This is a genomic window from Luteibacter sp. E-22 (assembly GCF_049913125.1).
Classification (GTDB): Bacteria; Pseudomonadota; Gammaproteobacteria; order Xanthomonadales; family Rhodanobacteraceae; genus Luteibacter.
In genome coordinates, this window is the sequence record NZ_CP183975.1 from 2,164,704 (window position 1) to 2,188,518 (window position 23,815).

Consider the following 23,815-nt stretch of genomic DNA (forward strand, 5'->3'; position numbering starts at 1 on the left):
ACGGCGTGAACAGTCAAAAATCATAGCGTGCGACAAGGTTTTCCAAGGCGCTCGGCGTAGCGTGTGGTGCGGCCACCCAAGGAACCCGTCATGTCCGTCACCACTTCGCCTCCCGTTCGCGCACCCCAGTTGGTTACGCATCATCGTTTCGCCACCATCGACGGTCTCAAGATCTTCTACCGGGAGGCGGGGCCCATGGATGCTCCCACGGTGCTCCTTCTCCATGGATTCCCCACGTCGTCGCATATGTTCCGTCACCTGATTCCGGCGTTGGCCGATCGCTACCACGTGATTGCGCCGGACTATCCCGGCTATGGCCAGAGCGACATGCCCGATCCCGCCACGTATGCCTATACGTTCGACGCGTTCGGCAACATCGTCGGGAAGTTGCTGGATGACCTGGGCATAACGAAGTACGCGATGTATGTGATGGACTATGGCGCGCCTGTCGGTTGGCGCTTGTTCCTGAAGTCGCCGGAAAGCCTGACGGCGCTCATCGTGCAGAACGGCAATGCCTACGACGAGGGCTTGACCCGTTTCTGGGATCCGATCAAGGCTTACTGGAACGACAACAGCAAGCAGAACAGGGATGCGTTGCGCTGGCTCGTCAATCTCGACACGACGAAGTTCCAGTACCTCGACGGCGTGGACGATCCCACGCGCATCTCGCCCGACAACTGGGTTCACGACCAGGCCTTGCTCGACCGGCCGAAGAACGTCGAGGTGCAGATGGACGTGATGTACGACTACCGTACCAACGTGCCGCTATACCCCGCCGTGCAGGCGCTCTTCCGCAAGCACCAGCCGCCGACGCTCATCGTATGGGGTGAACGCGACACGATCTTTCCGGCCGAGGGCGCCCATCCCTACAAGCGTGACCTCACGGACCTGGAATTCCACCTGCTTCCGACCGGCCACTTCGCGCTGGAAGACAGGTCCGACGAGATGATTCCGTTGATCCGGGATTTCCTCGACAGAAAGCTTTCAGGCTGATCGTTCGAAGATCACCCGCGATAGCGCAGGGCGTCCACGAGCAGCGTGAGCGCGGGAGATCCCTGGCGACGGTTCGGGTAGTAGAGGTGATATCCCGGAAAAGCGTCGCACCAGCTATCCAGCACGCGAATGAGTCGGCCCTCGCGGATGTCGTCCAGAACGACATCTTCCGGCAGCCATGCGAGCCCCATTCCGGCGAGTGCCGCTCGCCGGATCTGGTTCATGGTGTTGAGGACGATCTGGCCCTCCACGCGCACCTTCACCTCGCGTCCGTTCTTCTCGAACTCCCATGGGTAGAGCCCGCCGTACGTGGGTAACCGCAGGTTGATGCAGTTGTGCCCCGTGAGGTCCTGGGGTGTCTTGGGTCGCTTGCGGCTTGCGAAATAAGACGGCGTGCCAACCACGGCCATGCGCATCTCCGGGCCGATCCGCACGGCGATCATGTCCTTGGCCAGGTGCTCGCCCAGGCGAATGCCGATGTCGTAGCGTTCCGCCACGATGTCCACCAGGCCGTAGTCGATGGTGACCTCGACGTTGATGTCCGGGTACTTCGGCAGGAAGGTCTCCAGCACCGGCCAGATGATGGTATCGGCGGCATGTTCGGCCGTGGTGATGCGGATAGTCCCCGCCGGCCGTTCACGCAGTTCGCCCAGCGCCTCGATCTCCGCTTCGATTTCCTCGAAGCGGGGGCCTACCGTGCTGATGAGTCGTTCGCCGGCTTCGGTGGGCGAGACGCTGCGCGTGGTTCGCGTGAGCAGGCGAACGCCGAGGCGCGCTTCGAGTGCGCGCATGGTGTGGCTGAGCGCGGATTGAGAGGTGCCAAGCTTCGCCGCGGCCCGAGTGAAGCTCTTTTCGCGGGCCACGGCGAGGAAGGCCATCATGTCGTAGATGTCTTTGCGCATAAGTCATGAACGTCCCGCATGAGTCCGTGTCGATCCTACCAGCGGGGCGACCGCTTCAGCGGCCGATGGTGGCCATGAGATGGGGCGGATAGCGCTCGCCCTGGATGGCGATGGCCGCGGCGGCCTTTTCGATCCGCTCCAGGTCGGCGGAAGTGAGCTCGAAGTCCGCCGCCGCCAGGTTCTCCTCCAGGCGATGCAGCTTGGTGGTACCGGGAATGGGGACGATCCACGGCTTCTTCGCAAGCAACCAGGCCAGGGCGATCTGCGCCGGCGTGGCGTTCCTGTCCTCAGCCAGCGCCTTGAGCAGGTCCACCAGGGCCTCGTTGGCCGCCATCGCCTCCGGGGAGAAACGCGGGAGGTTCTTGCGGAAGTCATCGTCGCCAAACCTCGTGTCCTTGCTCATGGCGCCGGTGAGGAATCCCTTGCCCAGCGGGCTGTATGCCACCAGTCCGATGCCAAGTTCCTCGCAGGCTTCGAGGATGCCGTTCGTCTCCACGCCACGGGTCCACAACGAATACTCATTCTGCAAGGCGGTCACCGGCTGCACGGCATGCGCGCGGCGAACGGTCTGCGCACTCGGTTCGGACAGGCCGAAATGGCGGACCTTTCCTTCCTGGATGAGGTCCTTCACGGCGCCCGCGACATCCTCGATGGGAACGTTCGGGTCGACGCGGTGCTGATAGAGCAGATCGATCGTCTCGATGCCGAGCCGCTTGAGCGAGGCCTCGGCGACCTCGCGAACGTGCCCGGGCCGGCTGTCCAGCCCGGTCGTCTTGCCGCTGTCTCGGTCGATGGCGAAGCCGAACTTCGTGGCGATCACCACCCGGTCGCGTACCGGTGCGAGCGCCTTGCCGACGATCTCCTCGTTCGTGAAGGGGCCGTACACTTCGGCGGTGTCGAAGAAGGTGACACCGCGGTCGACGGCATCGCGGACCAGTCTGATCGACTCCTCGTTGCCGAGGGCGTGGCTGTAGCTGAAGTTGAGGCCCATACAGCCGAAGCCGATGGCCGATACGTCGAGACCGCTTTTACCGAGGCTGCGCTTTTTCATCGAGGGTTCCTGCGGGGATGGCTGAATCGATCATGCTACGGCCTCACCGTTGTCCGATTAATGCCAATAAAGCGCTTGCGCTTATCCTTTTCATTCATGAATCGATTCGCTTGCCCGGTGTGTCGCCGGTGTCTTATGTTCATGTCTTCCGGAACCAGCGGACGCGCATGCCGATCTTCGAGATGATCCTGGGCCTGCTTCTCGGCGCGTCGCTCCTGTCGATGCTCGCGCAGCGGATCAACGTGCCTTATCCGACCCTGCTTGCCGTGGGCGGTGCGTTGGTCGCCTTCCTGCCGGGGATGCCGCGCCTGGATCTCCCGCCCGAACTGATCCTCGCGCTCTTCGTCGCTCCCGTGCTGCTCGATGCGGCCCACGACGCATCGCTGCGCGACCTGCGCGAGAACTGGGCGCCGATCCTCTCGCTAGTGATGGTCGCGGTCGGCTTGACGACCGTTGCCGTCGCCTTCGCGGCACGCTTCTTCATTCCCGAGATGCCCTGGGCCGCCGCCATCGCTCTGGGTGCGCTGTTGGCGCCTCCCGACGCGGTGGCGGCCCTGGCCGTGCTGCGCCAGGTGGAGCCGCCTCACCGCATCCGCAACATCCTCGAAGGTGAGAGCCTGCTCAACGACGCGTCGTCCCTGCTGGTCTACAAGCTGGCGGTCGGAGCCGTGGCGGCGGGAAGTTTCAGCGTCGGGAAGGCGATTCCCGCCTTCGGCCTGGTCGTCGTCGGCAGCGTCGTCGCCGGATGGCTGCTGGCGAAACTGACGGGCTTCCTCACCATGCGGATCACGGATGCTCCCGCCTCGATCATCGTGCAGTTCGTCACGACCTTCGGCGTGTGGCTGTTTGCCGAACACCTGGGCTTGTCCGGCGTGGTGACGATCGTCGTGTTCGCCATCACGGCCGCGCGCCGCTCCACGGAAGCCATGCCTCCCTCCATTCGCATCCCGTCGTTCGCCACGTGGGAATCGATCACCTTCGTGCTCAACGTGATGGCGTTCACGCTGATCGGGCTCCATGTGCTGCCGATCATCGAGGGACTTCGTGGCCATGACCAGATGGGTCAGCTGGGCGCCGCGCTCGCCATCCTGGCCGTGGTCGTGGTCGTGCGCCTGGCGTGGGTCCTGCTCTACGGATTCGCGCGGAGGCAGACCCAACGCATGGGTCAGGACGACGATCTCGTCGAAAGCCGCGCGCAGACCTTCAAGAGCGGCTTGATGGTGGGATGGTCGGGCATGCGCGGCATCGTCACCCTGGCCGCGGCGCTGGCGATTCCCAAGGATTTTCCGCAGCGCGATTTCATCCTGCTGACCGCGTTCACCGTGGTGCTGGGCACGCTCCTGGTGCAGGGCCTGACCTTGCGGCCGTTGCTCCTGCTGTTGCGCTTGCCCAAGGATGGCAAAGTGGCTCGTGAGATCGCCCTCGCACGCGTCGCGACACTCAAGGCGGTCATCGCGTATCTCGACAATGACCCCAGCGATGCCGCACGGCGGCTGGGCCACGAATACCGGGCGGCGCTGGAAGCGGTGGAGAAAGGCAAGGACCCGCGCCGCTCCAGGGAGAACGTTCTGCGCCAGGAACTGATGCCATGTACGAGGCAGGCGCTCGACGAGTTGCGCGATAGCGGGCGCATCGGCGACGAGGCCTATCGCGCCGTCGAACAGGAACTCGACTGGTTGGAACTGAGTTCGCGTCCGGTCTAGCTGCCGGGTACACTTCGCGGATTCGTCTCCCCGGACTCCCCCCATGGCTTCCCGTTTCTTCAAGGCGGCGCTCGTCCTTGGCCTTTTGTCGGCCATCGGGCCGTTCGCGATCGACATGTACCTTCCGGCGCTGCCGTCGATCGGCAAGAGTCTGCATGCCGACATCGGCACCGTGCAGCTCAGCCTGATGGTCTTCTTCATGTCGATGGGCGTGGGCCAACTCGTCTACGGACCGCTGTCGGACATGTTCGGGCGCAAGCGGCCGATTTACGTGGGCCTGTGCATCTTCGCGCTCGGCAGCATCGGTTGCGCGCTGGCACCAGATATCCACACGTTGATCGTATGCCGCTTCATCCAGGGCCTGGGGGCCTGTGCCGGCATGGTCATTCCCCGGGCGATCGTGCGCGACATGCATACCGGCAACGACGCTGCCCGGCTGATGTCGTTGCTGATGCTGATCTTCAGCGTCTCGCCCATCCTGGCTCCGCTGACCGGCAGCCTGGTGATCGAGCTGGCCAGCTGGCGAGGCGTGTTCTGGGTCGTCACCGGTGCGGCCGTCCTGGGCCTGGTCATGGTCTCCACGGTACTCAAGGAAACGCGGCCGGCCCACCTGCGCTTGAACAGTACGGTCGGCTCCGCACTGGCGGGATACGCCACGCTGCTGCGTGACCGTCACTTTCTCGGCGTCGTCTTCATCGGCTCGTTCGGCGTGTCGAGTTTCTTTGCCTATCTCGCCAACTCGTCCTTCGTGTTGATCAATCACTACGGCCTGACACCGACCCAGTACAGCCTGGCGTTCTCGGTGAACGCCGTGTCGTTCATCGGCGCCTCGCAGTTCACGGGCCGCCTGGGCAGTCGCTACGGCTTGAAGCGGGTGGTGAAGACGGCCGTGGTCGGTTATGCGGCGACGATGGTCCTGCTCGCCGCCATCACCGCGGCGGGCGTGGACAAGCTCGCCGTGCTGATGGTGATGCTGGTGATCGGCTACGGCTTCCTCGGCCTGGTCATTCCCAGCTCGGCGGTCATCGCACTGGAAGAGCACGGTGCCATCGCCGGCACCGCGTCGGCACTGATGGGAACCTTGCAGTTCGGCACGGGCGCGTTGGTGATCGCCCTGCTGGGACGCTTCATCGACGGTACGTCGCTGCCCATGGTCGCCGGCATCGCCGCCTGTGCGGTGATTTCGTTTACGTTCGCACGGGTGACGCTGCGTCATAGGCCGGGCGCCGCGGCGAAAGCCGGGGGCTAGGCTTTCGTGCCTCGTTTGGTGACGGCCGGTCGCTTGGCGACCGGCACGGGAGCGCATGCGCCGCCACTGCCCGCACAGCAGTTCTCGGTCAGGTAGTCGACCAGTTCGTTGATCGCGGATATCACGGGCGCGTAGTAGATGAAGCGGCCGCTCTGACGACTCGTGACGAGGCCCGCGTGCAGCAGTTCCTTCAGGTGAAACGACAGCGTGGCATTGGGCAGGCCCAGGCGCTCACCGATCGCGCCCACCGGCAGGCCTTCCGGACCTTGCTCCACGAGTAAACGGAAAATCGCCAGTCGCGATTCCTGGGCGAGTGCGGAAAGCACCTTGATGGTGTCGGCGGTTTTCATGGAAGACGAGTGTAACAAAGCGGTGTCTTGCGTCATGTCATGGACAACCGCAAGGCCAGGGCCGCGAGGGTGACCAGCAAGATCGGCAGCGTCAGCACGAAACCGACCTTGCAGTAGTAGCCCCAGGTGATCGTCATTCCCTTGCGGGCCAGCACGTGCAGCCAAAGTAGGGTGGCCAGCGAACCGATCGGGGTGATCTTCGGCCCGAGGTCGCTGCCGATGACGTTCGCATAGATCATGGCTTCCCTGACCGCACCGGTCGCCGTGGTGCCGTCGATGGACAAGGCGCCCACCAGCACCGTGGGCATGTTGTTCATGATCGACGACAAGATCGCGCTCAGGAAGCCGGTGCCGAGTGCCGCACCCCAGACACCCTGTTCGGCAAAGCGGTCGAGCAGGGCAGAGAGGTACTGAGTGAGGCCGGCGTTGCGCAACCCATACACGACCAGGTACATCCCCAGCGAGAACAGGACGATCTGCCAGGGCGCACCGTGCAACACCTTCCGTGTATCGATGTGATGACCGCGGGTGGCCACGACGAACAGGGCGAGCGCGCCGACGGCGGCCACCGCGCTCACCGGAACGCCAAGCGGCTCCAGTCCGAAGAATCCCACCAGCAACAGGACCAGCACGCCCCAGCCGACCTTGAAGGTCGCACGGTCGCGGATCGCTTCCCTTGGCGCCTTGAGCAAGGCGATGTCGTAGGCGCGCGGAATGTCGCGGCCGAAGTACAGAAGCAGCGCTCCCAGCGTGGCCGCCACGGCGACCACGGTCACGGGGACCATGATCGCGGCATAGGTGTTGAAGCCGATCCTGAAGAAGTCGGCCGAAACGATGTTCACCAGGTTCGAGACCACGAGTGGAAGGCTCGCCATGTCCGCGATGAAACCGGCCGCCATGATGAAAGCGAGCGTCGCCGCCGGACCGAAGCCCAGTGCCACGAGCATCGCCATCACGATAGGCGTGAGGATGAGCGCGGCGCCGTCATTGGCGAACAGCGCCGACACAGCCGCGCCGAGAAGGACGATGAGTGCGAAGAGGTAACGGCCGCGGCCGCCACCCCACCGGGCGACATGCAGGGCCGCCCATTCGAAGAAGCCGGCTTCGTCCAGCAGCAGGCTGATGATGATGACGGCGATGAAGGTCGCAGTGGCGTTCCAGACGATGTGCCAGACCACCGGGATGTCGGCGAGGTGCACCACGCCCAGGCACAGCGCGACGCTCGCCCCGGCGATCGCGCTCCAGCCGATGCCGAGGCCTCGGGGCTGCCATATGACGAGGACGAGGGTGGCGGCGAAAAGGAGAAGCGCGAGGGCCATGCGGGTCTTTACTTTGTTTCTATGTTTCTAGAATGATAGAATTATCATGGTTACGCAACCCATCGGAGCTACCGTGCCCCCTGTCGATCTTCTTCACCTGAACGGCGACCTGCCGCACCCCGAATGGGAACGACTGGCCGTCGAAGGCGATGACGGCCACCCGCCGCGGATACTGCTTCTCTATGGTTCGCTGCGGCCGCAGTCTTTCAGCCGCAAGCTCGCTCTCGAAGCCGAGCGCATCCTTCGCCACCTCGGTGCCGAAACCCGCGTCTTCGATCCGGCGGAACTTCCCATCCTCGACAGCGTGCCGGCCACGCACCCGAAAGTGCAGGAACTTCGCGCCTTGTCGCTTTGGTCGGAAGGGCAGGTGTGGGTCAGTCCCGAGCGGCATGGCACGATGACCGGCGTCTTCAAGAACCAGATCGACTGGCTGCCGCTGGAAGACGGCAGCGTGCGTCCTACGCAAGGCCGTACCCTTGCGGTCATGCAGGTCTGCGGAGGATCGCAGTCGTTCAACGTCGTCAACGCGCTGCGCGTGCTCGGCCGCTGGATGCGGATGGTCACCATCCCGAACCAGTCCTCGGTCGCCAAAGCCTGGACGGAGTTCGACGATGCGGGACGGATGAAACCGTCGCCCTTCTATGACCGCGTGGTCGACGTGATGGAGGAATTGATGAAGTTCACGCTCCTGGTTCGCGGCCGCAGCGAGTATCTTGTCGACCGTTACAGCGAGCGCAAGGGTGCCGCCGCGGCAGCGCAAGCCATCGTTTCGAGGATCTGATCATGCACGCCACCATCTATCACAATCCCGCCTGCGGCACGTCGCGTAACACGCTGGCGATCCTCCGCCACGCAGGTCTTGAACCGACCGTCATCGAATACCTGAAGCATCCGCCGGACAGGAACACCTTGTTGCGCCTTTTCGCCGATGCGGGGCTCACGCCACGAGAGACCGCAAGGCAGAAGGGCACGCCGTTCGAGGAACTCGGCCTGGGCGATCCCGCCGTGAGCGACGAGGCCATCGTCGATGCCATGCTCATCCATCCGATCCTGATCAACCGGCCGTTCGTGGTGACGGAGCGCGGAACGCGCTTGTGTCGTCCCTCGGAGCTTGTCCTGCAGATCATTCCGCCGCTGGCGAAGCCGTTCACCAAGGAGGATGGAGAGGTTATCGGCGTGTAGGTGCCGCATCGCTCTGATGACGGCACCCGACGGCTCCCCTCCAAACGGGGTGGTTACGTCTTATTCGACGATGTTCGCCTTGACGTGGTAAACGCGGCCGCCCCATCCGTCATTGGGGAACGAGTCCGATACCCGGAGGTATACGGGCTTGGAGCCATCGACTGCCGTGGCCAGGTACGGTGTCAGGTCGATGCTGCGGTCGGCCTTGTTCGAGCCATCGGTGATCGGGCGGTCTTCTCGCAACACCGTCGTCCAGTGTTCGTTGTCACTGCTGACCTGCACCAGGAACTCGGCGTCGATGGTGAGGATCACCTGAGCCGAGGTGGTGTCGGCGGGGAAAGGAAAACGATAGGTGAAGTGTGCGTTGCCATCGGCGAAGCGGTTCTGCACGCCGTTGCTTTGCGAGCCGTCGGCGTCGAACAGCCACGGGTTTTCGTCGACTGTGCCCGTGTCGAAGTCGATGGCGTGGGCGATAAGTACGTCGGCCTGGGTGCTGAAATGCAGGCCGGCCGCCATGACGTTGGCCGTGACCCTGTGATGGCCATCGGGTGTCGAGCTCGGCACCGTGATCCGCACCGCGCGGCTGGCTTCGACCGGGTTTGCGTTGCCGTGCGGCTGTAGTCGCACGAGGGTGCCCGACGGTGAAGCACTCCATCCGGCAGGTGCGTCGACGGAGACAAGGGTCGTGAGCGGGAAGAAGCCCGTCGCCGATAGGCCGAGTTCGATGGGGAGGATCGTGGCACCCGAGGCGGCTGGCATGACGACCGGTTGCGCCGGCGACAGCGTCACGGCCAGTGATGCCGAGGGCGTCGGAAGCGGTATGACGCCGACCAAGGCGCTGAGCGCGCTGGCCTGGGTTCGCCAGTCGAACACGTTGGGGTGGTCGTCGCTGGTGGCGCCGGACCAGCGGGTGCCGAGGCGTCCGGCGGCATCGCGGTCGTTGCTCCAGATGCTCTCGGCCTGCTGGTCGGCGAAGGCCGCATAGCGGGCATCGCGGGTGGTATCGACGAGGTCGGTCCAGTAGCGCATGAAGATGCCCTTGAACTGCTTGCCGTTGTCGTCGCAGGTCTGATCGGTGGTGTCACAGCGCTCCGTCAGGATGCCATCGGCAACCAGTGCTCCGGGGCCAATGGCGGCGTCCGCGAGCCGGCGCACGCTGGCCAGGATCTGCGGGTCCCTGGTGGCGCGCCACAATTCCAGGCCCGCACCGATCGCGAGGCCCTGGTTGTAGCTCCACACGGTCTGGCCGTTGTTGGTGCAGGCGTTGGTCAGGCCGTCGTTGACCAGGCCGTCGGCATTGACCATGCCACTGCCCTGGAACCACGTCCAGGCCGTACGCGACCGGGCCAGCCACGCCGTGTCCCCAGGGATGCGGTTGTGCAGCTCGGCGGTAAGCCGGACCCACAAGCCATTGGTGACGGCGTTCTTGTAGGTGCGTTCGCCATCCCACCAGACGCCGCCGCCACACGTGCTCGTGTCCCAATAGCCGTCCACGTAGTTCGCGATGTTTATAGCCATGTCCAGGTACTTCGGATCGCCGGTCAGATCGTAGGCCTGCAGCCAGGTCAGGCCCCACCACTCGGAGTCATCGATGGCACGGCTGGTGAAGTTGCCCAGCAAGGGGTCGCCCGAAAGTACGCCGGCCGGGAACACCCCCTTGTCTTTCTCGAAGGTGTTATCCAGTTGGCCGATATAGCGACGGTCCCCTGTGCGCTGCATATAGTCGCCGATGGTCTGCAAGGCCACCGCCGAGTTCCACCAGCTGGATGGGAACCACGCCTTTCCCGGGTCGTACGAGCCCATCAGCACGTCCGCGGCCACCCGCGCCCTGGCTATCGCCGTGGAACCATTGGCCCGCGCGTTGGCGGGTGCCGTTGTCGCGGCCGAGGCGGAAGAAGCGGCCATGGCCGTAAAGGCGGCTGCGGCCAGCAAGGTCCGGATGTGTATACGTACGGCGTCGATCACCGATGTCATGGTCGGAAGCGCTCCTCGTGGTTACCCCTGATCGGAGTGTTACAGAGTGGCTTCTTCGAAATTGATAACCAGGTCAAGCGAAATGCGTCATGACCAGGCGAGGAGAGAGGAGGTCGTAGCGAACCTGGAGGCAGGTGCCCGCCGGCAACGCCGGGGCGAGCGTGATCCTGAGCATGAGCCGGACGGTACGCGCGGCGGTGTCGACGTACTGGACGATGGCGGCATCGAAGTCGAAGAACGTGCCCACCTGCGGGAACAGCGCCTTGTAAAGGGACTCCTTTGCCGAGAAGGCGAGCGTCAGGCCGAGCAGGGGATCGTCCACGAACAGGGCATCGAGCACGGCTTGCTCGTTCGCGTCGACGACCGGGCCTCGCAATGCGGCCGCGGCATCGGCGATGACGACATGTTCGATGTCCAACCCCAGGCCAGGCGCCGCTTCGGAGGGCGCGACCACGGCACCCGCGATGCCGGCGGTATGCGAGATGCTGCCGGTGATCGCGGCCGGCCATACGGGCTCACGCTGGTCGCCTATCCCGATGGCGGTGTCGCCGTCGATGCCCAGGCTGCGCAAGGCGAGCCTGGCGGCCAGCCGGCCATGAAAAAAATCGGCTTGTCGTTTAAGGACACTGCGCGCGACGGAGTCGGGCATGACGATGCCGTTTTCTGCGAAAAGACCGGGGTGGAAGCCTGCCGAGTCGAAGCGCAGCAAGATGCCGTGGGCCGTGCCTCCCGAAGGGAGCGGCAGGGTGAAGCCCTCACCCACGCACGAGGCCGCATGCGCAAGCGATGCGGAAAATGCGGAATCCAGGGGCGTCAGCGGCAGCATGGCGCTCCTATGATGTCATGCCGGTACGGATAGTCCACAGGTCATGGGATCGTCCCGCCATGACCAATGACACCGTTGACGGCGGCCCGGCCAGGCTTCTATCTAGTCGGACCTGGGTGGACGTGGGGAAGGGCGATGCATCTCGGAAAATGGCTTGCGGCGGCGACCATCGCCTGTTGGGTTTCGTTGACGCCGTGGGCAGCCGGCGCACAGACAGCTCCGCCTTCGCCGCCGGACCTGTCCGCGCTCGACGCCATGGTGATGAAACGGATGACCGATGCGGGCATGGTCGGCGTGGGGGCGGCGATCATCGTCGACAAGAAACTGGTATGGATGAAGGGCTATGGCTATGCCGACCGGGAGCGGGGGACGCCCTTTACACCTGCCACCGTGATGAACATCGGGTCCATCAGCAAGACGGTCACGGGCACCGCTATGATGCTCGCGGTGGAAGAAGGGAAGCTCTCGCTGGACGAAGACATCAATACCTACCTCCCGTTCAAGGTCGTCAATCCGTACTTCCCGACGGTACCCATTACGCTACGGCAGCTCGCGACGCATACCTCGTCCATCAGCGATCGGTGGCCCGTGTACAAGAACACGTATCACTACGGCGGCGATTCGCCTGTAAAGCTGGGCGATTTCCTCGCCAATTACTTCGACAAGGGCGGCACGGATTACGCGGAAGACAACTTCGTCAAGCACAAGCCGGGCACGTACAGGGAATACTCGAACATTGGCGCGGGCCTTGCTGGATTCATCGTCGAACGGGCGGTGGGCGAGCCGCTCAACACATATACGCGGCGTCGTATCTTCGCTCCCCTGAAGATGGACGATACCGCGTGGTTCCTGTCGGAGGTGAAGCCGTCGAAACATGCGCGGCTCTATGTCTCCCAGATGGACCTCGCCATCCCCATCGAGCCCTACGGAGGAACGACCTATCCCGATGGAGGGGTCCGAACATCGGTCGCCGACCTGTCGAAGCTCTTCATGATGATCCTGGACAACGGAAAACTGGGCGATGTACGCGTGCTCAAGGAAGGCTCCGTCCGGGCCATGCGAACCTTGCAGTTCAACGCATCGAACAAACCCGACAACGTGAAGCTGGACGAGAAGAACGCCGGGCTGTTCTGGGAGTCGAAGTTCAACATGACCCGTATCGGCCATGGCGGCATGGACCCGGGGCTGAAGACCGAAATGCTTTCCAGCCTCTCCGGCGACATCGGCGTCGTATTGTTCACCAATACGTCGGTGGACAACGATGGCATGAAGCACTACGTCGCGCTGTTCGAAGACCTTTGGAAGCAAGCCGAGGCGATGAAGCGCACCCGGGCCGAGTAATCAGCAGGATTCGTTAGCCACGACCGTGCGAGGCGGACCGGCGAAGCACATCGAGCACCTTGTCGAGGTCGCAATGCGACGGCGAGGCATCGCACACCTGCGGAACGAGGGGCCGCTGCGCCGGCGGCCTGTCCTTCGTCAGCGGCCTCAGGTAGCGCAACTGGTCCGGCGTCTGCGCCTGGTAGACCACCCGCACGGTGCGATGCCCGTCGCTGCGCGAACGCCACACGGTGATGCCGAGCGCGCCGCCCACCGGCGGATCGTCCTTTCCATAACCCGGCATCTCGAAGTGCATGCCCAGCACGCTCGCCAGGGCGACGATGTTGTTGTCGCTACCGACGAACACGTTCAACCGCGGCGCGTGTGGGTCGTCGAGGATGGCGAGGATGCGGCCAGCCAGGACGGCCGCGACACGATCGGCCACGTACGACGGCCGGGCATGCACGTCGAACAGCAGGGAGTGCAGCTGCGACAGGAAGCGGAACGTCGCCGCGTCGACGCGTCCCCAGCCAACCTCGGCCATCGGCTTTCCTTCGAGGTAAGCCATGATGATGGCTTCCGACGTGCCGGAGGTATCGGCGATGGGACCGCCCAGCGCGATGCCGTTGCCATCGGCGCCAAGCGCGAGCGTGCCGTGCCATGTCGCCGGGATGCAGGCGGGTTGCCCGTCGCCCGCGACGCAGCCCATGACGCGGCCAAAGGCGGACATCGCATCGCGGTGCTGGGCGGTGAGGGCATCCGGCCCCTTCGTCTCACGCTGTATCGCGGCAAGGGCCGCATGGCCGTCCCAGTCGACCGCGTTCGAGGCCACGGGGTTGAATACCGGATCGGCGGCGCCTTGGGGCAGATGCCCCACCTTCAAACCGCAGCCTGGCGCGAACGCGTCCGCCAAAGCCTGCGCGCTGGCGATGGTCCGCTGGTCGGTGTTGGCCCAGATGCCGACGCTACCAGCGGCGGGGCAGCCCTGGGGTGGAAACAGGCCTGCGCCGGACAACCATTGGCGATCGAAGCGCCCCATCGCCATCACGCCCTCTCGCCCATGCGGCGTAAGGACCGAAGGCGGCACGGGCCACGCGGGCCATGCCCGGCCATGCACCTCGTCGATCCGGATCTCGCCGGGGAGAGGCGAACGGACGCCATGCCGGTAGACCAGGACGACCCGCTCCAGTTTCAGGTCGTCGGCGAAAGAGGCTGGCGACGCGGCGATGCACGCCAGTACCGCCATGATCAGGCGCAGCCAGAGGGTGGGGCGACGGTTTGGCAGGATGCCCATGGGTGTAGAGTCCGGGGTCACGCGGCCGTAACCGCCAACGTGCCCAACATGCTGTTTGGCGGAGATATCCATGCACTCATCGAATTTGACCTATACACCTCTGGACTCCACGAAAGTCACGGTCTCCAATCCGGGGGACATTCGTTTCTGGACGCGTAACTTCGGGGTCACCGAAGAGCGCTTGCGCGCGGCGGTCGTGCTTGTGGGTAGCTTATCGAGCGATGTTCGAGCCGAACTTCGCCGAAAGCGGTTGGTTAGCGAGACGCTGAAGACGTTGCGAATATTCGTTTTCTATCCGTCGATCAATCACCGGAACTGGTGGGTCCTGCTACCTGGGGCGACGCAGGAGACCTTCGCATCGGAAGGGGCCGCCGTGCAATTCGCACTGGAACGAGCACGAGATCTTCGAGGATCGGGACGTGCCGTCGAAGTGGTCCAGGAAAAGATCACCGGAACCTGGATGCGGATCGGTCAGAACGTATAGCTCAGGTTGACCATGTATATCCTCCCCGTTTCGACATACGCCCCATCGGCACCCGGATCGTACGCCAGATAACGCCTGGATTTACCGGAGGTCTCGTGGAAAGTGGCATGGTCGAGCAGGTTCTTCACCGACATGCCGACACCGATGCCGTAGGGCAGGTCGTACGTGGCCGAGACGTCGAGCGTCTTCGTCGGCTGCAGGTAGTAATCCAGCCCATTGCCGTTCAAGCCGATCAGCTGCAGGCCCGTATAGTTGTAGATCAGGTCGGCGCGCAACCGGTCGTCGTGATAGAAAAGGTCGGCGTTGTACATGCGCTCCGGTGCACGGGGTAGCCAAGTCTTATCCGGATGATCCTCGCGCCCGCTATGTGCGGAGCTGTGCTGGACAGTGGCGTTGCCGGCCACACCGAAGTGGCTCCAGACGCCGGGCAGGGTGACGAACTGCTTGCGCCATGCCACTTCCACGCCGTAGATCTTCGCGTCGCCGCCGTTCTCCGGCATGCTGACGGGCACGCCGCCCGTCACCACCGTGCCGGTGGGCACGTTGCCGCCCAGCGTACTGTCGTTTCCGGTGGACGACTGCGAGGTATAGATGAAATCGTTCAACCGCTTGTAGTAGGCCGAGGCGGTGAGCAAGCCGCCACTCCTGTCGTAGAACTCGGCGGAGAGATCCAGGTTGTCGGCCGTGGTCGGCCGCAGGTCCGGGTTGGGCTTGGATATCCCCACCACCTGGCCGCTGATATCGTCGATGGAATAGGTGGTCTGGCCTGAAATCAGCCCGAACGCCGGACGACTGAAGCTGCGCCGCAACGATGCACGATAGACGGTCAATTCGTCCGGACGGTAGTTGAGGTTGATGCCCGGCAGCAGTTCTCCATAGCGCCGCCCCTGGCCGACGAAGGCGCCGGTCGCGTCATCGCCGTTGGATCGCCACGCGGTCGACGAGTAATCGGTCAGCTCGTAACGGACGCCCGGCGTCACGGTGAGGTCTTGCACGCGGAACGTCGCCATCAGGTAGCCGGCGAAGATGTTTTCGCGGCTGGACGTGGTATTGGCGTTGTAGTCGTTGGCGGTGTAATTGCCGGCTCCGTTCGGATCGTCCAGGTACTTGTACGGCACGGCCTGGTCGAGCACCCATTGCCGGTCGATCAGCTTGAAAGGACCCGCATAACGTCCACCGAAGGGGCGATCGACGAGCCGCCCTGGCAGATCGGCGAGCGAAGGGCCCCCGGGCGCGGAGGACGAATAGTTCGGGCCGCCAAAGAACGGTCCGCCATAGACGAAATTGTTATCGTCATGGGTGAACGGATGGTCGTAGGCGTTGCGCTTGGAGGTATCCGCGGCCAGGCCGAACTTCAGGTTCTCGATCGCCGCGTCGGAGAACGCATAGGTACCGTCGACATGGGCATTGATGCGCGTGTCCTTGCTGCCGGCGTCGCCGCCCTGGGTCTTCCAGAAGCTGTCCGTCGCCAGGTTGTAGACATAGTTTCGCAGCGCGGCCGGTGTTCCGGCGAGGCTGGGAAACGTGGGGTTGCCCAGGTCGAACTGAAACTGCCCGGGGCTTTGCGCACCGTAGAGGCTTGCCTCCACATGGTCCGGGACATTGCGAAAACCGACACCGTACGAGGTGCCGTAGTCCAGCGTGAGCGCATCGACGGCGCTGCTGCCACCCAATTGAAGGGTCGCGGTCTTTTCCTTGATATCACGCGTATTGAAGTATCCGCCACGCAGTACCTGGGTCGTTCCCTGGTTACGCGCCGACATCTGGTTCTGCTCACCCTGTACGTCATAGGCGCCATAGAGCGCGCGTGCGAAGAGCGAGGTCGTTTCGCCGTTCCAGTCGAGCGAGACGTTGCCGCCGTATCGCTTGATCCGGTTGGTATACACGCTGTACTTGTACTGCGAACTCTGTAACGCGCCGGCTTGCGAAAGGTCGGGCGCCTTGGCTTGCGCCGGATCGATCGGCGTGTACTGGGAATTCGGCGCGACCGCTTCGGCCGCGTTGTCGTACTTGCCGTAGTAGCCGGCGGCATAGATGCCGAACTGCCTCGATGCCCCGAAGCGGTGTGCCAGTTCCTGCTGGAACACGCCGCCCTTGTCGGGAAGGCCACGATGCCCGGCAAGGTCGTTCATCCGGCCCTGGACGGTCGACTTGGCGTACGTGTCGCCGGCGAAGTCGAAAGCCGTGGGCGTGCGCATGTCGATCGCGCCACCGATGGAGTCGCCCGGCATGTCCGGGGTCGGCGTCTTCGATACCTTGACCGACTGGATGCCGAACGGGGCGAGCATGTTGAGGGAGATGGCGCGCGTCGACGAATCGGTTTCAGGCAAGGCGAAACCATTGAGGGTATATGCGTTGTAGCTCGAGTCCAGGCCACGAATGGTGACGTATTCGCTTTCGCCCGTGGCGGCCTGACCGAGATGCATGTCGCTGTAGGCGGAGAGACCGGGCAAATGCGACAGCACGTCGGCGATATTCGCCGTGGGTACGGCATCGATCTCCTGCTTGCTCATGACCGTGGTCACTCCGGCGGACAGCCGTTGTTCGTCCACGGTACCGGCCGCGGGCACCTGGGCATCGACGTTCATGCCGCTTAGCGCCGTGACTTTCTTGTCGGTCTTCGCGTCGATGTCGTCCGCATGCGCCGCCGTCATGTGGCAGAGCGCCAAGGCGATGGAAAACGAGAGCAGGGCGTGCGAGAGGGGCTTGCGCATGGGGACCTAGGGGAAGTGCAAGAGAGGGCCGGCCACCGGTGTGGCCGGGCGCGGGTCAGGGCGCCAGGTCTGCCTGGGCGCAGGTGTCACGGCGTCTTTGGGGATTGCAGCGGACGGTCGTGCCGCCGGGAAAGGCGACGACATAACCGTTGGATGCGGGTTCATGCGCGGGGAAATCGGTGCTGAGCAACTGCGCGCCGCTGGCGAACATCGCGTCCCGGCGTTGCACGTCGTTCCGCAGCGCTTCCTTCAGGTTGGCGTCGGTACGCGTGCGGACCAGGTAGCCTTCGCGCACGCGCCGGGCGATCTCATCGGGCGGTCCATCGTTGAATTCGAGGAACGCGGCGTCGTCCTCACCGGGCATGGCATGGGTGAACATCACGCGGCCACGCAAGGACGGATGGCCCGCCAGATAAGCCTTGCTGACGGAATGCTGGTCGAGCAGGAAGATGAAGCGACCTCGCGCCGATTCCAGCGAGGGCCACCCGTCATGGCGCACAGCCTCGTCGAGGGACGCATGGTCGCCGCGAACATCGTCTGGCGCGATGTACGACGAGCGGGGGAAGACGCTCCGGATCTCCGCATCCAGCCGGTTCATCGCATCGGTGTCGAACGGTTCCGGTACCACGGTGGGGAAGGAAAGGTGAAGCGGTGTTTCTTCCGTCTCCAGCAGGACGAAGATCGGAAGATGCCGCGGATGCGCGTTGGACCATGCAAGCAGTTCGCGAAGGCAGGCCTGCAGTGGCTGGCACGTGCTGCGCTGGTCCAGGTCCTGGATGTGCATGACCTTGAACCCCGGCGCCCCCATGACCACGGGATCGGCGAAAGGCGTATCCGCGGGAAGTCCCGCCGCGGCGACCTGTGCCACCACCGCTGGCCGGGCATAACGGCCACCGTGCTTGTCGCCGTATATATCCAGCTCGAACTGACGCACGCCATCGTCGAGCTGGCGCGTCAACGCAGGATGGGAATAGGCCAGGATGGCGTAGGTCGCCGGGTCGACGCGCTGCCAGAGTTCCGCTTCCCCCTTGGCCAATCCGGCGTGGTAACTGTTATGGCTACCGATGTACTGAACGTCGTTGATGCGGGTGACCGACGCTGCCAATGACACGCAGGGCAGGAGTGCCGCAACCAGGCAGGCCATTCTCAAGTCGAGTGCTCCCATCGGTCGATTCAATCGATCTAAACGATGGTTTGCACGTTATCGGCGCATTCTTACCATTCGGTGAATCGTCGAAGACACTATGACCGCGATCAATGCGACGAGACGTACGCCGATGGAACCCGTGCGGCCGGCATCGCGAAGCTCCGCTTCATCCGCTCCACTTCCTGGACCGGCGGCCTTCCGAACAGCCGCTTGAACTCGCGGCTGAACTGCGACGCGCTTTCGTAGCCGACGGCGGCGGCAGCCGCGGCGGCGGTGACGTGCTCGCGAAGCATGAGCAGGCGTGCCTGATGCAGGCGCGTGGACTGCACATAGCGCATCGGCGAGGTGCCCGTCATGGCGCGGAAGTGCGCGTGGAAGGTGGGTGCGCTCATCGCGGCCTCGCTGGCGAGTTCGTCGACGCCCAGCGCCTCGGCATAGCGGCTGTGGATGGCACGAATCGCGCGTGCCACCATGCCGAACTTGCCCTGCTGGGCCAAAGCGGCACGCAACGATCCGCCTTGTGCACCGGACAGGATGCGATAGTAGATTTCGCGCACGAGCGCGGGGCCGAGCACGGCGGCGTCCGGAGGATTCGCCAAGGCTTCGAGAAGACGCAAGACGGAGGCTGCAAGGGCCTCTTCCATGGGCGAGGAATACAGGCCCTTCGGAGCAGCCGACGACGCGCCATGCCATTCGTCGAGCCGCAGGCAGACCTCGGCGGCCATGGCATGGTCCAGGCGGAAATAGATCGCGAGCAGCGGTTCGTCGGCGGAGGCATCGGTCTCCATAGTGAATGGCACGGGCACCGATACGACGAGGTAGTGCTGGTCGTCGTAGACGAAAACCTCGTCCCCCAGGAAACCGCGCTTGCGTCCCTGCACGACGACCACGATGCCCGGCTCGTAGAGCACGGGGGTGCGGCTCAATGGTCGGTCGGAACGTAGAAGACGCACGTCCGGCAGCGTGGTCAGCGTGTAGCCCTCGTCCGTAGCCAGGTCACGGAGCAGGGCGATCATGCGGTGGCGTAGCGGCGTATCCATGCCTTCACTGTCCGACTTGGCAGGCCTTGCCGCAAGCGCCGCCCATAGGATCAGGCAATGACCCCATAGGCCACGGCATGGGAGACAGCGCATCGGATGCCTACCATGAGTCCGGTTCCTGACCTGGAGATCATCATGATTAGCAAGACCTTCTTCATCACCGGCGTCAGCAGCGGCTTCGGGCTGGCCCTGTCCCGCGAAGCCCTGGCCGCCGGCCATACGGTGATCGGCACGGTCCGTAACGAGGAGGCGCGTGGCGCCTTCGAGACTCTGGACGATCGCCGCGCCCATGCCGTCGTCCTGGATGTGACCGACATCGATGCGATACCCGGCGTGGTGACCGACGCGGAAGCGCGCTTCGGCCGGGTCGACGTCCTCGTGAACAACGCGGGCTACGGCCATGAAGGCATCTTCGAGGAGTCGCCGCTCTCCGAGATGCGCCGACAGTTCGAGGTGAACGTGTTCGGTGCCGTCGGGGTTACTCACGCCTTCGTGCCGCGTTTCCGCGAGCGCCGCAGGGGACATATCGTCAACATCACTTCGATGGGCGGTTTCATCACGATGCCGGGTATCGCGTACTACTGCGGAAGCAAGTTCGCCCTCGAAGGGATAAGCGAGGTATTGGGCAAGGAACTGCGCCCCTTCGGCGTGCATGTGACGGCGGTGGCGCCGGGCAGCTTCAGGACGGATTGGGCCGGGCGCTCGATGCAACGCTCGCCGCGCAGCATTCCTGACTACGACGCGTCGTTTGATCCCATCCGCCAGGCACGCCAGGAAAAGAGCGGCAAGCAACTCGGCGATCCCGCCAAGGCGGCGAAAGCCATCCTGGCGCTGACCAGCCTGCCGGAGCCGTCTGCGCACCTCTTGCTGGGCAGCGATGCGTTGTCCCTCGTGCGCGAAAAACTGGCCGCCATGACGTCGGACATCGATCGATGGGAGAGCCTGACGCGATCGACGGACGGATGAGAGTTCAGCCGGAAAATCCAGTTTTCGCGCAAGAACTTACGAGATTTACGTAACGCGCATGTAACCGTTGTGTAAACGTTTACTCGATGCTAGAAGTTGGGGCGTCGGCTCTCTCGGGCCGGGCGTTCCCATCCACTCGCATTCCCGGTCCATGGGAGGTCCCCGTGTGCCTGGCCGTGCCGCATCTCGAGTCCTTGCCATGTCGACACTGTATTCTTCCCGGCGTCTTCCCCTTCGCGCACTGTGCGTGGCCCTGGCGGTAGCCTGCGTGCCCGCGGCTTTCGCACAGTCGACCACTGGCAGCCTGTTCGGCGAGGTGCCGGTGGCGGCCGGGACGACGGTCCGGGTGGAGAACCAGAGCGGCGTCAGCCGCGACCTTCCGGTGGACGCCAGCGGTCACTATCGTTCGCCGGCGCTGCCCATCGGCGATTACACGGTGACGTTGTTGCAGAACGGTTCGGTGGTCGAGACGCGGCAGAACGTTGCCGTTCGCGTCGGCAACGCGAGCGAGGTCTCGTTCTCGACGGCCGCGCCGCAGGCGACGAAGCTGGATGGCGTGCAGGTGTCGGCCAACACCACGCCGCCTATCGACGTGGCCAGTGTCGATTCACGCACGGTGATCGACGCGCAGCAGTTGGCCAAGTTGCCGCTTGGCCGCACCGCCGAGCAGATCGCCCAGCTCGCTCCGGGCGTGGTGCCGAACAATGGTGGCTTCACCAGCGACACAGGTAAGTCTCTGGTGAGCTTCGGTGGTTCGTCCGCGAACGCCAACGCGTATTACATCAATGGCTTCAACACGACCGACCCCCTGCAGGCCTTGGGTGGCATCACGCTGCCATACGGAGCGATCGACCAGGAAGAAGTCTATACGGGTGGCTACAGCGCGCAGTACGGCCGCTCCGACGGTGGCGTGATCAACGCGGTGGGCAAGCGCGGTACCAATACCTGGCACTACGGCGTGCAGTTCCTGTGGGAGCCGCAATTCGCCCGTGCCAAGGGTGCCAACGACTATTACGCCAGCGGCGTGCCGCAGTCGGCCAAGGCCGGCAACCTGTATGCGTACAACCGCGGCAACCGCGATACGGGAAGCACGGCATCGGTCTATGCCGGCGGCCCGCTGGTCAAGGACAAGTTGTACGTCTTCGTGGCGGCGGAAGTGGAGCGTCACGACACGCAGACGATCGCGAACGAAGAGGCCAGCAACTCGTTCGAGAAATCGCGCAGCACCATGCCGCGCTGGTATACCAAGCTCGACTGGAACATCACCGACAGCAATATCCTTGAACTCACCGGTGCCTCCGACAAGACGGAGACCAGCGGCACGTACTACGACTACGACTATGTCGCGAAGCAGCGAGGCGCCTTCGTCAACGATGCCGATCGGCAGAAGAACGGCGGCGACCTGTGGAGCGGCAAGTTCACCAGCTATATCACTGACGCGCTGACGCTCACCGCCGAATACGGCAAGATGCATACGCGGTCGTACCAGGCACCGGCCAACTACGATGGCAGCCTCACGTACATCGACGGTGACGTTAACCAGAATCCGGCGCTGAACGGCGGCGTGCCCATCGGCAACGCGCAGACCACGGACGGCCTGAGCGACCCGAACCGGGGCAACTTCACCACCAATACCCGGCTGGATCTCGCTTACGCCATCGGTTCGCACACGATCAGCGTGGGCATCGACAACCTGACGGCCAAGGCCTCCGACCAGGGTAGCGAATCCTCGGGACCGGGCTACACGTGGTCGTACAGCCAGTCGTTGCCGGACGTGCCCATCAACTCCGATCTCGGCGTGGGTGCCACGGGTGATTTCCCGAATGGTGCGGAAGGCTATTTCGTCCAGAAGAACACCTATAGCCAGATCGCCACCGTCCGCTCGACGCAACGTGCGCAGTACATCGAAGACAAATGGCAGGTGAACGATCGCCTGCTGTTGCAGCTGGGCCTGCGCAACGACCAGTTCACCAACTACGATTCGGCCAGCCAGGCCTATATCACGCAGACCAAACCGCAGTGGGCGCCTCGCCTGGGCTTCAGCTGGGACGTGCTCGGCGACGCCAGCTTCAAGGTCTACGGCAACGCCGGCCGTTACTACCTCGGCCTGCCGTTGAATCCGGCACTCAACTCGGCCGCGGCGACGACCAATACCGTCCAGTACTACACGTACAGCGGTATCGCCAGCGACGGCACGCCCACCGGCCTGACCGCGATGTCCGGCCCCGTCTCGGGCCTGAACCTCTACGGCCAGCAGCCCGACCCGAAGATGACCACGGCCAAGGGACTCACGGCCGAGAAGCAGGACGAGTACATCCTCGGCTTCACGAAGACGGCGGGTCCGTCGTGGGTCTACGGTGCGAAGCTGATGTACCGCAGCCTGCGTAACGCCATCGACGATTACTGCGACCGTGACGCGGTGCTGGCCAAGGCCGCTTCGCTCGGCTACGACGCCTCCACCAGCAACAGCTGCTTCCTGATCAATCCCGGCCGCGCCAACACCTTCACGCTGGTGGACGCGAGCGGGAACTACGTGGAAGTGCCGATGAGCAATGCGGATCTCGGCTTCCCGAAGCTCAAGCGGCAGTACTACAGCCTGGAAACGCTACTCGAACATCCGTTCGATGGCCGCTGGTATGCCAAGTTCGACTACGTGTTCTCGCGTAGCTACGGCAACACCGAAGGCCAGCTGCGTTCCGATGTGAGCCAGGCGAACGCCTCCACCAGCTACGACTGGGATGGTGCCTCGATCATGCAGTTCGCCAATGGGCCACAGAACAACGATCACACGCACCAGATCAAGCTCTACGGCTATTACCAGATCGATCCGGAGTGGCTGGTGTCGGCGAACCTGGCGATCATCTCCGGCAGCCCGAAGCATTGCCTGGGCTTCTATGGCGCCGAGGGGACCGATCCGCTGTCGTACGGCAGCCTCTACCACTTCTGCAACGGCGAGCCGTCGGCTCCGGGCAAGCAGGGCAGGCTACCGTGGACGCGGCAACTGGACATCGGTGCGACGTACAGCCCGACCTTCGCCGATCACAAGCTCAGCTTCAGCGTGAACATCTTCAACCTGACCAACGAGCAGCGCCCGTTGCAACTCTCGCCATACAGCGAACTCAGCCCACAGCTGATCAATCCGCTGTACCGCACGGTGACGATCCGCCAGCAACCGCGTTATGCGCGGTTGTCGGTCAGCTACGATTTTTGACGGGCGATCAGGTCTGCACGGTTCCGGAATGCGACGACATTCGCAGAATCGACGTCATGTGTCTTCGCGGAAAGCCATTGGCACGAACCT

19 protein-coding genes are annotated in these 23,815 nt (G+C 63.9%); 9 read left to right on the forward strand and 10 right to left on the reverse strand.

Features of this window, described 5'->3' with window-relative positions:
- Nucleotides 1-90 precede the first annotated feature (90 nt).
- On the forward strand, nucleotides 91-993 hold the full coding sequence (locus tag ACN9M2_RS09735) for an alpha/beta fold hydrolase (protein ID WP_426284524.1): 903 nt from the start codon (nucleotides 91-93) through the stop codon (nucleotides 991-993).
- A gap of 11 nt (nucleotides 994-1,004) precedes the next feature.
- Here ACN9M2_RS09735 and ACN9M2_RS09740 read toward each other — a convergent pair whose 3' ends face one another.
- A complete protein-coding gene (locus tag ACN9M2_RS09740) occupies nucleotides 1,005-1,895 on the reverse strand; it encodes a LysR family transcriptional regulator (RefSeq protein WP_426284526.1) in 891 nt (296 codons plus the stop codon).
- A 55-nt stretch (nucleotides 1,896-1,950) separates the two neighbouring features.
- A complete protein-coding gene (locus tag ACN9M2_RS09745) occupies nucleotides 1,951-2,946 on the reverse strand; it encodes an aldo/keto reductase (RefSeq protein ID WP_426284528.1) in 996 nt (331 codons plus the stop codon).
- 167 nt (nucleotides 2,947-3,113) lie between these two features.
- On the opposite strand from ACN9M2_RS09745, the gene ACN9M2_RS09750 reads away from it, so the two are divergent.
- Nucleotides 3,114-4,649, forward strand: coding sequence for a cation:proton antiporter (locus tag ACN9M2_RS09750; RefSeq protein ID WP_426284530.1), 1,536 nt, complete (start codon nucleotides 3,114-3,116; stop codon nucleotides 4,647-4,649).
- 43 nt (nucleotides 4,650-4,692) lie between these two features.
- Complete coding sequence (locus ACN9M2_RS09755) at nucleotides 4,693-5,898, forward strand: multidrug effflux MFS transporter (RefSeq protein ID WP_426284532.1); 1,206 nt, start codon at nucleotides 4,693-4,695, stop codon at nucleotides 5,896-5,898.
- Here ACN9M2_RS09755 and ACN9M2_RS09760 read toward each other — a convergent pair.
- Both ACN9M2_RS09760 and ACN9M2_RS09765 read right to left on the reverse strand, forming a co-directional pair.
- A complete protein-coding gene (locus tag ACN9M2_RS09760; RefSeq protein WP_426284534.1) occupies nucleotides 5,895-6,248 on the reverse strand; it encodes an ArsR/SmtB family transcription factor in 354 nt (117 codons plus the stop codon). The two genes, ACN9M2_RS09755 and ACN9M2_RS09760, sit on opposite strands and share 4 nt — an antisense overlap.
- Before the next feature lie 32 nt (nucleotides 6,249-6,280).
- Nucleotides 6,281-7,567, reverse strand: a complete 1,287-nt coding sequence (locus ACN9M2_RS09765; RefSeq protein WP_426284536.1) for an arsenic transporter — start codon at nucleotides 7,565-7,567, stop codon at nucleotides 6,281-6,283.
- A gap of 46 nt (nucleotides 7,568-7,613) precedes the next feature.
- Between ACN9M2_RS09765 and arsH the strand changes: the two genes are divergently transcribed.
- Entirely contained in the window at nucleotides 7,614-8,348 is a 735-nt protein-coding gene (gene arsH, locus ACN9M2_RS09770) for an arsenical resistance protein ArsH (RefSeq protein WP_426284538.1), read from the forward strand.
- Between the two features lie 2 nt (nucleotides 8,349-8,350).
- A complete protein-coding gene (gene arsC, locus ACN9M2_RS09775; protein ID WP_426284540.1) occupies nucleotides 8,351-8,749 on the forward strand; it encodes an arsenate reductase (glutaredoxin) in 399 nt (132 codons plus the stop codon).
- Between the two features lie 60 nt (nucleotides 8,750-8,809).
- Here the strand turns inward: arsC and ACN9M2_RS09780 are convergent, their stop codons facing one another.
- The gene (locus ACN9M2_RS09780; protein ID WP_426284542.1) at nucleotides 8,810-10,723 is read right to left on the reverse strand and encodes a glycoside hydrolase family 76 protein; all 1,914 of its coding nucleotides are present in this window, start codon (nucleotides 10,721-10,723) and stop codon (nucleotides 8,810-8,812) included.
- A gap of 73 nt (nucleotides 10,724-10,796) precedes the next feature.
- The gene (locus tag ACN9M2_RS09785; RefSeq protein ID WP_426284544.1) at nucleotides 10,797-11,549 is read right to left on the reverse strand and encodes a 4'-phosphopantetheinyl transferase family protein; all 753 of its coding nucleotides are present in this window, start codon (nucleotides 11,547-11,549) and stop codon (nucleotides 10,797-10,799) included.
- A 135-nt stretch (nucleotides 11,550-11,684) separates the two neighbouring features.
- Here ACN9M2_RS09785 and ACN9M2_RS09790 point away from each other — a divergent pair, with 135 nt between their 5' ends.
- Nucleotides 11,685-12,890 carry a serine hydrolase domain-containing protein gene (locus ACN9M2_RS09790; protein WP_426284546.1) on the forward strand — a complete coding sequence of 402 codons (1,206 nt, stop codon included), beginning with the start codon at nucleotides 11,685-11,687 and terminating at the stop codon, nucleotides 12,888-12,890.
- A 13-nt stretch (nucleotides 12,891-12,903) separates the two neighbouring features.
- Here the strand turns inward: ACN9M2_RS09790 and ACN9M2_RS09795 are convergent, their stop codons facing one another.
- Nucleotides 12,904-14,163: a histidine-type phosphatase gene (locus ACN9M2_RS09795; RefSeq protein WP_426284548.1), complete on the reverse strand. Its 1,260-nt coding sequence runs from the start codon at nucleotides 14,161-14,163 to the stop codon at nucleotides 12,904-12,906.
- 70 nt (nucleotides 14,164-14,233) lie between these two features.
- Here ACN9M2_RS09795 and ACN9M2_RS09800 point away from each other — a divergent pair, with 70 nt between their 5' ends.
- On the forward strand, nucleotides 14,234-14,647 hold the full coding sequence (locus tag ACN9M2_RS09800) for a DUF3606 domain-containing protein (RefSeq protein ID WP_426284550.1): 414 nt from the start codon (nucleotides 14,234-14,236) through the stop codon (nucleotides 14,645-14,647).
- Here the strand turns inward: ACN9M2_RS09800 and ACN9M2_RS09805 are convergent.
- The 3 genes from ACN9M2_RS09805 to ACN9M2_RS09815 form a co-directional block, all read right to left on the reverse strand.
- Entirely contained in the window at nucleotides 14,635-17,361 is a 2,727-nt protein-coding gene (locus ACN9M2_RS09805) for a TonB-dependent receptor (protein ID WP_426284552.1), read from the reverse strand. The genes ACN9M2_RS09800 and ACN9M2_RS09805 overlap by 13 nt on opposite strands.
- Nucleotides 17,362-17,416: 55 nt before the next feature.
- Nucleotides 17,417-18,505, reverse strand: coding sequence for a phosphatidylinositol-specific phospholipase C1-like protein (locus tag ACN9M2_RS09810; RefSeq protein WP_426284553.1), 1,089 nt, complete (start codon nucleotides 18,503-18,505; stop codon nucleotides 17,417-17,419).
- Nucleotides 18,506-18,615: 110 nt separating this feature from the next.
- A complete protein-coding gene (locus ACN9M2_RS09815; protein ID WP_426284554.1) occupies nucleotides 18,616-19,548 on the reverse strand; it encodes an AraC family transcriptional regulator N-terminal domain-containing protein in 933 nt (310 codons plus the stop codon).
- 105 nt (nucleotides 19,549-19,653) lie between these two features.
- Here ACN9M2_RS09815 and ACN9M2_RS09820 point away from each other — a divergent pair, with 105 nt between their 5' ends.
- Together ACN9M2_RS09820 and ACN9M2_RS09825 are read left to right on the forward strand one after the other, a co-directional pair.
- Nucleotides 19,654-20,514 (forward strand): oxidoreductase, encoded by an 861-nt coding sequence (locus tag ACN9M2_RS09820; protein WP_426284555.1) that lies wholly within the window; start codon nucleotides 19,654-19,656, stop codon nucleotides 20,512-20,514.
- A 199-nt stretch (nucleotides 20,515-20,713) separates the two neighbouring features.
- A complete protein-coding gene (locus ACN9M2_RS09825) occupies nucleotides 20,714-23,725 on the forward strand; it encodes a TonB-dependent receptor (protein ID WP_426284556.1) in 3,012 nt (1,003 codons plus the stop codon).
- The last annotated feature ends 90 nt before the right edge of the window (nucleotides 23,726-23,815 follow it).

Bases quoted from the DNA above. Each gene is read 5' to 3' on its own strand.
- ACN9M2_RS09780 (WP_426284542.1), bottom strand. From the start codon at position 10,723: ATGACATCGGTGATCGACGCCGTACGTATACACATCCGGACCTTGCTG.
- ACN9M2_RS09735 (WP_426284524.1), top strand. From the start codon at position 91: ATGTCCGTCACCACTTCGCCTCCCGTTCGCGCACCCCAGTTGGTTACG.
- arsH (WP_426284538.1), top strand. From the start codon at position 7,614: ATGGTTACGCAACCCATCGGAGCTACCGTGCCCCCTGTCGATCTTCTT.
- ACN9M2_RS09760 (WP_426284534.1), bottom strand. From the start codon at position 6,248: ATGAAAACCGCCGACACCATCAAGGTGCTTTCCGCACTCGCCCAGGAA.
- ACN9M2_RS09745 (WP_426284528.1), bottom strand. From the start codon at position 2,946: ATGAAAAAGCGCAGCCTCGGTAAAAGCGGTCTCGACGTATCGGCCATC.
- ACN9M2_RS09810 (WP_426284553.1), bottom strand. From the start codon at position 18,505: ATGGCCTGCCTGGTTGCGGCACTCCTGCCCTGCGTGTCATTGGCAGCG.
- ACN9M2_RS09785 (WP_426284544.1), bottom strand. From the start codon at position 11,549: ATGCTGCCGCTGACGCCCCTGGATTCCGCATTTTCCGCATCGCTTGCG.
- ACN9M2_RS09805 (WP_426284552.1), bottom strand. From the start codon at position 17,361: ATGCGCAAGCCCCTCTCGCACGCCCTGCTCTCGTTTTCCATCGCCTTG.
- ACN9M2_RS09800 (WP_426284550.1), top strand. From the start codon at position 14,234: ATGCACTCATCGAATTTGACCTATACACCTCTGGACTCCACGAAAGTC.
- ACN9M2_RS09815 (WP_426284554.1), bottom strand. From the start codon at position 19,548: ATGGATACGCCGCTACGCCACCGCATGATCGCCCTGCTCCGTGACCTG.
- ACN9M2_RS09820 (WP_426284555.1), top strand. From the start codon at position 19,654: ATGAGTCCGGTTCCTGACCTGGAGATCATCATGATTAGCAAGACCTTC.
- ACN9M2_RS09795 (WP_426284548.1), bottom strand. From the start codon at position 14,163: ATGGGCATCCTGCCAAACCGTCGCCCCACCCTCTGGCTGCGCCTGATC.
- ACN9M2_RS09790 (WP_426284546.1), top strand. From the start codon at position 11,685: ATGCATCTCGGAAAATGGCTTGCGGCGGCGACCATCGCCTGTTGGGTT.
- ACN9M2_RS09740 (WP_426284526.1), bottom strand. From the start codon at position 1,895: ATGCGCAAAGACATCTACGACATGATGGCCTTCCTCGCCGTGGCCCGC.
- arsC (WP_426284540.1), top strand. From the start codon at position 8,351: ATGCACGCCACCATCTATCACAATCCCGCCTGCGGCACGTCGCGTAAC.
- ACN9M2_RS09765 (WP_426284536.1), bottom strand. From the start codon at position 7,567: ATGGCCCTCGCGCTTCTCCTTTTCGCCGCCACCCTCGTCCTCGTCATA.
- ACN9M2_RS09825 (WP_426284556.1), top strand. From the start codon at position 20,714: ATGTCGACACTGTATTCTTCCCGGCGTCTTCCCCTTCGCGCACTGTGC.
- ACN9M2_RS09750 (WP_426284530.1), top strand. From the start codon at position 3,114: ATGCCGATCTTCGAGATGATCCTGGGCCTGCTTCTCGGCGCGTCGCTC.
- ACN9M2_RS09755 (WP_426284532.1), top strand. From the start codon at position 4,693: ATGGCTTCCCGTTTCTTCAAGGCGGCGCTCGTCCTTGGCCTTTTGTCG.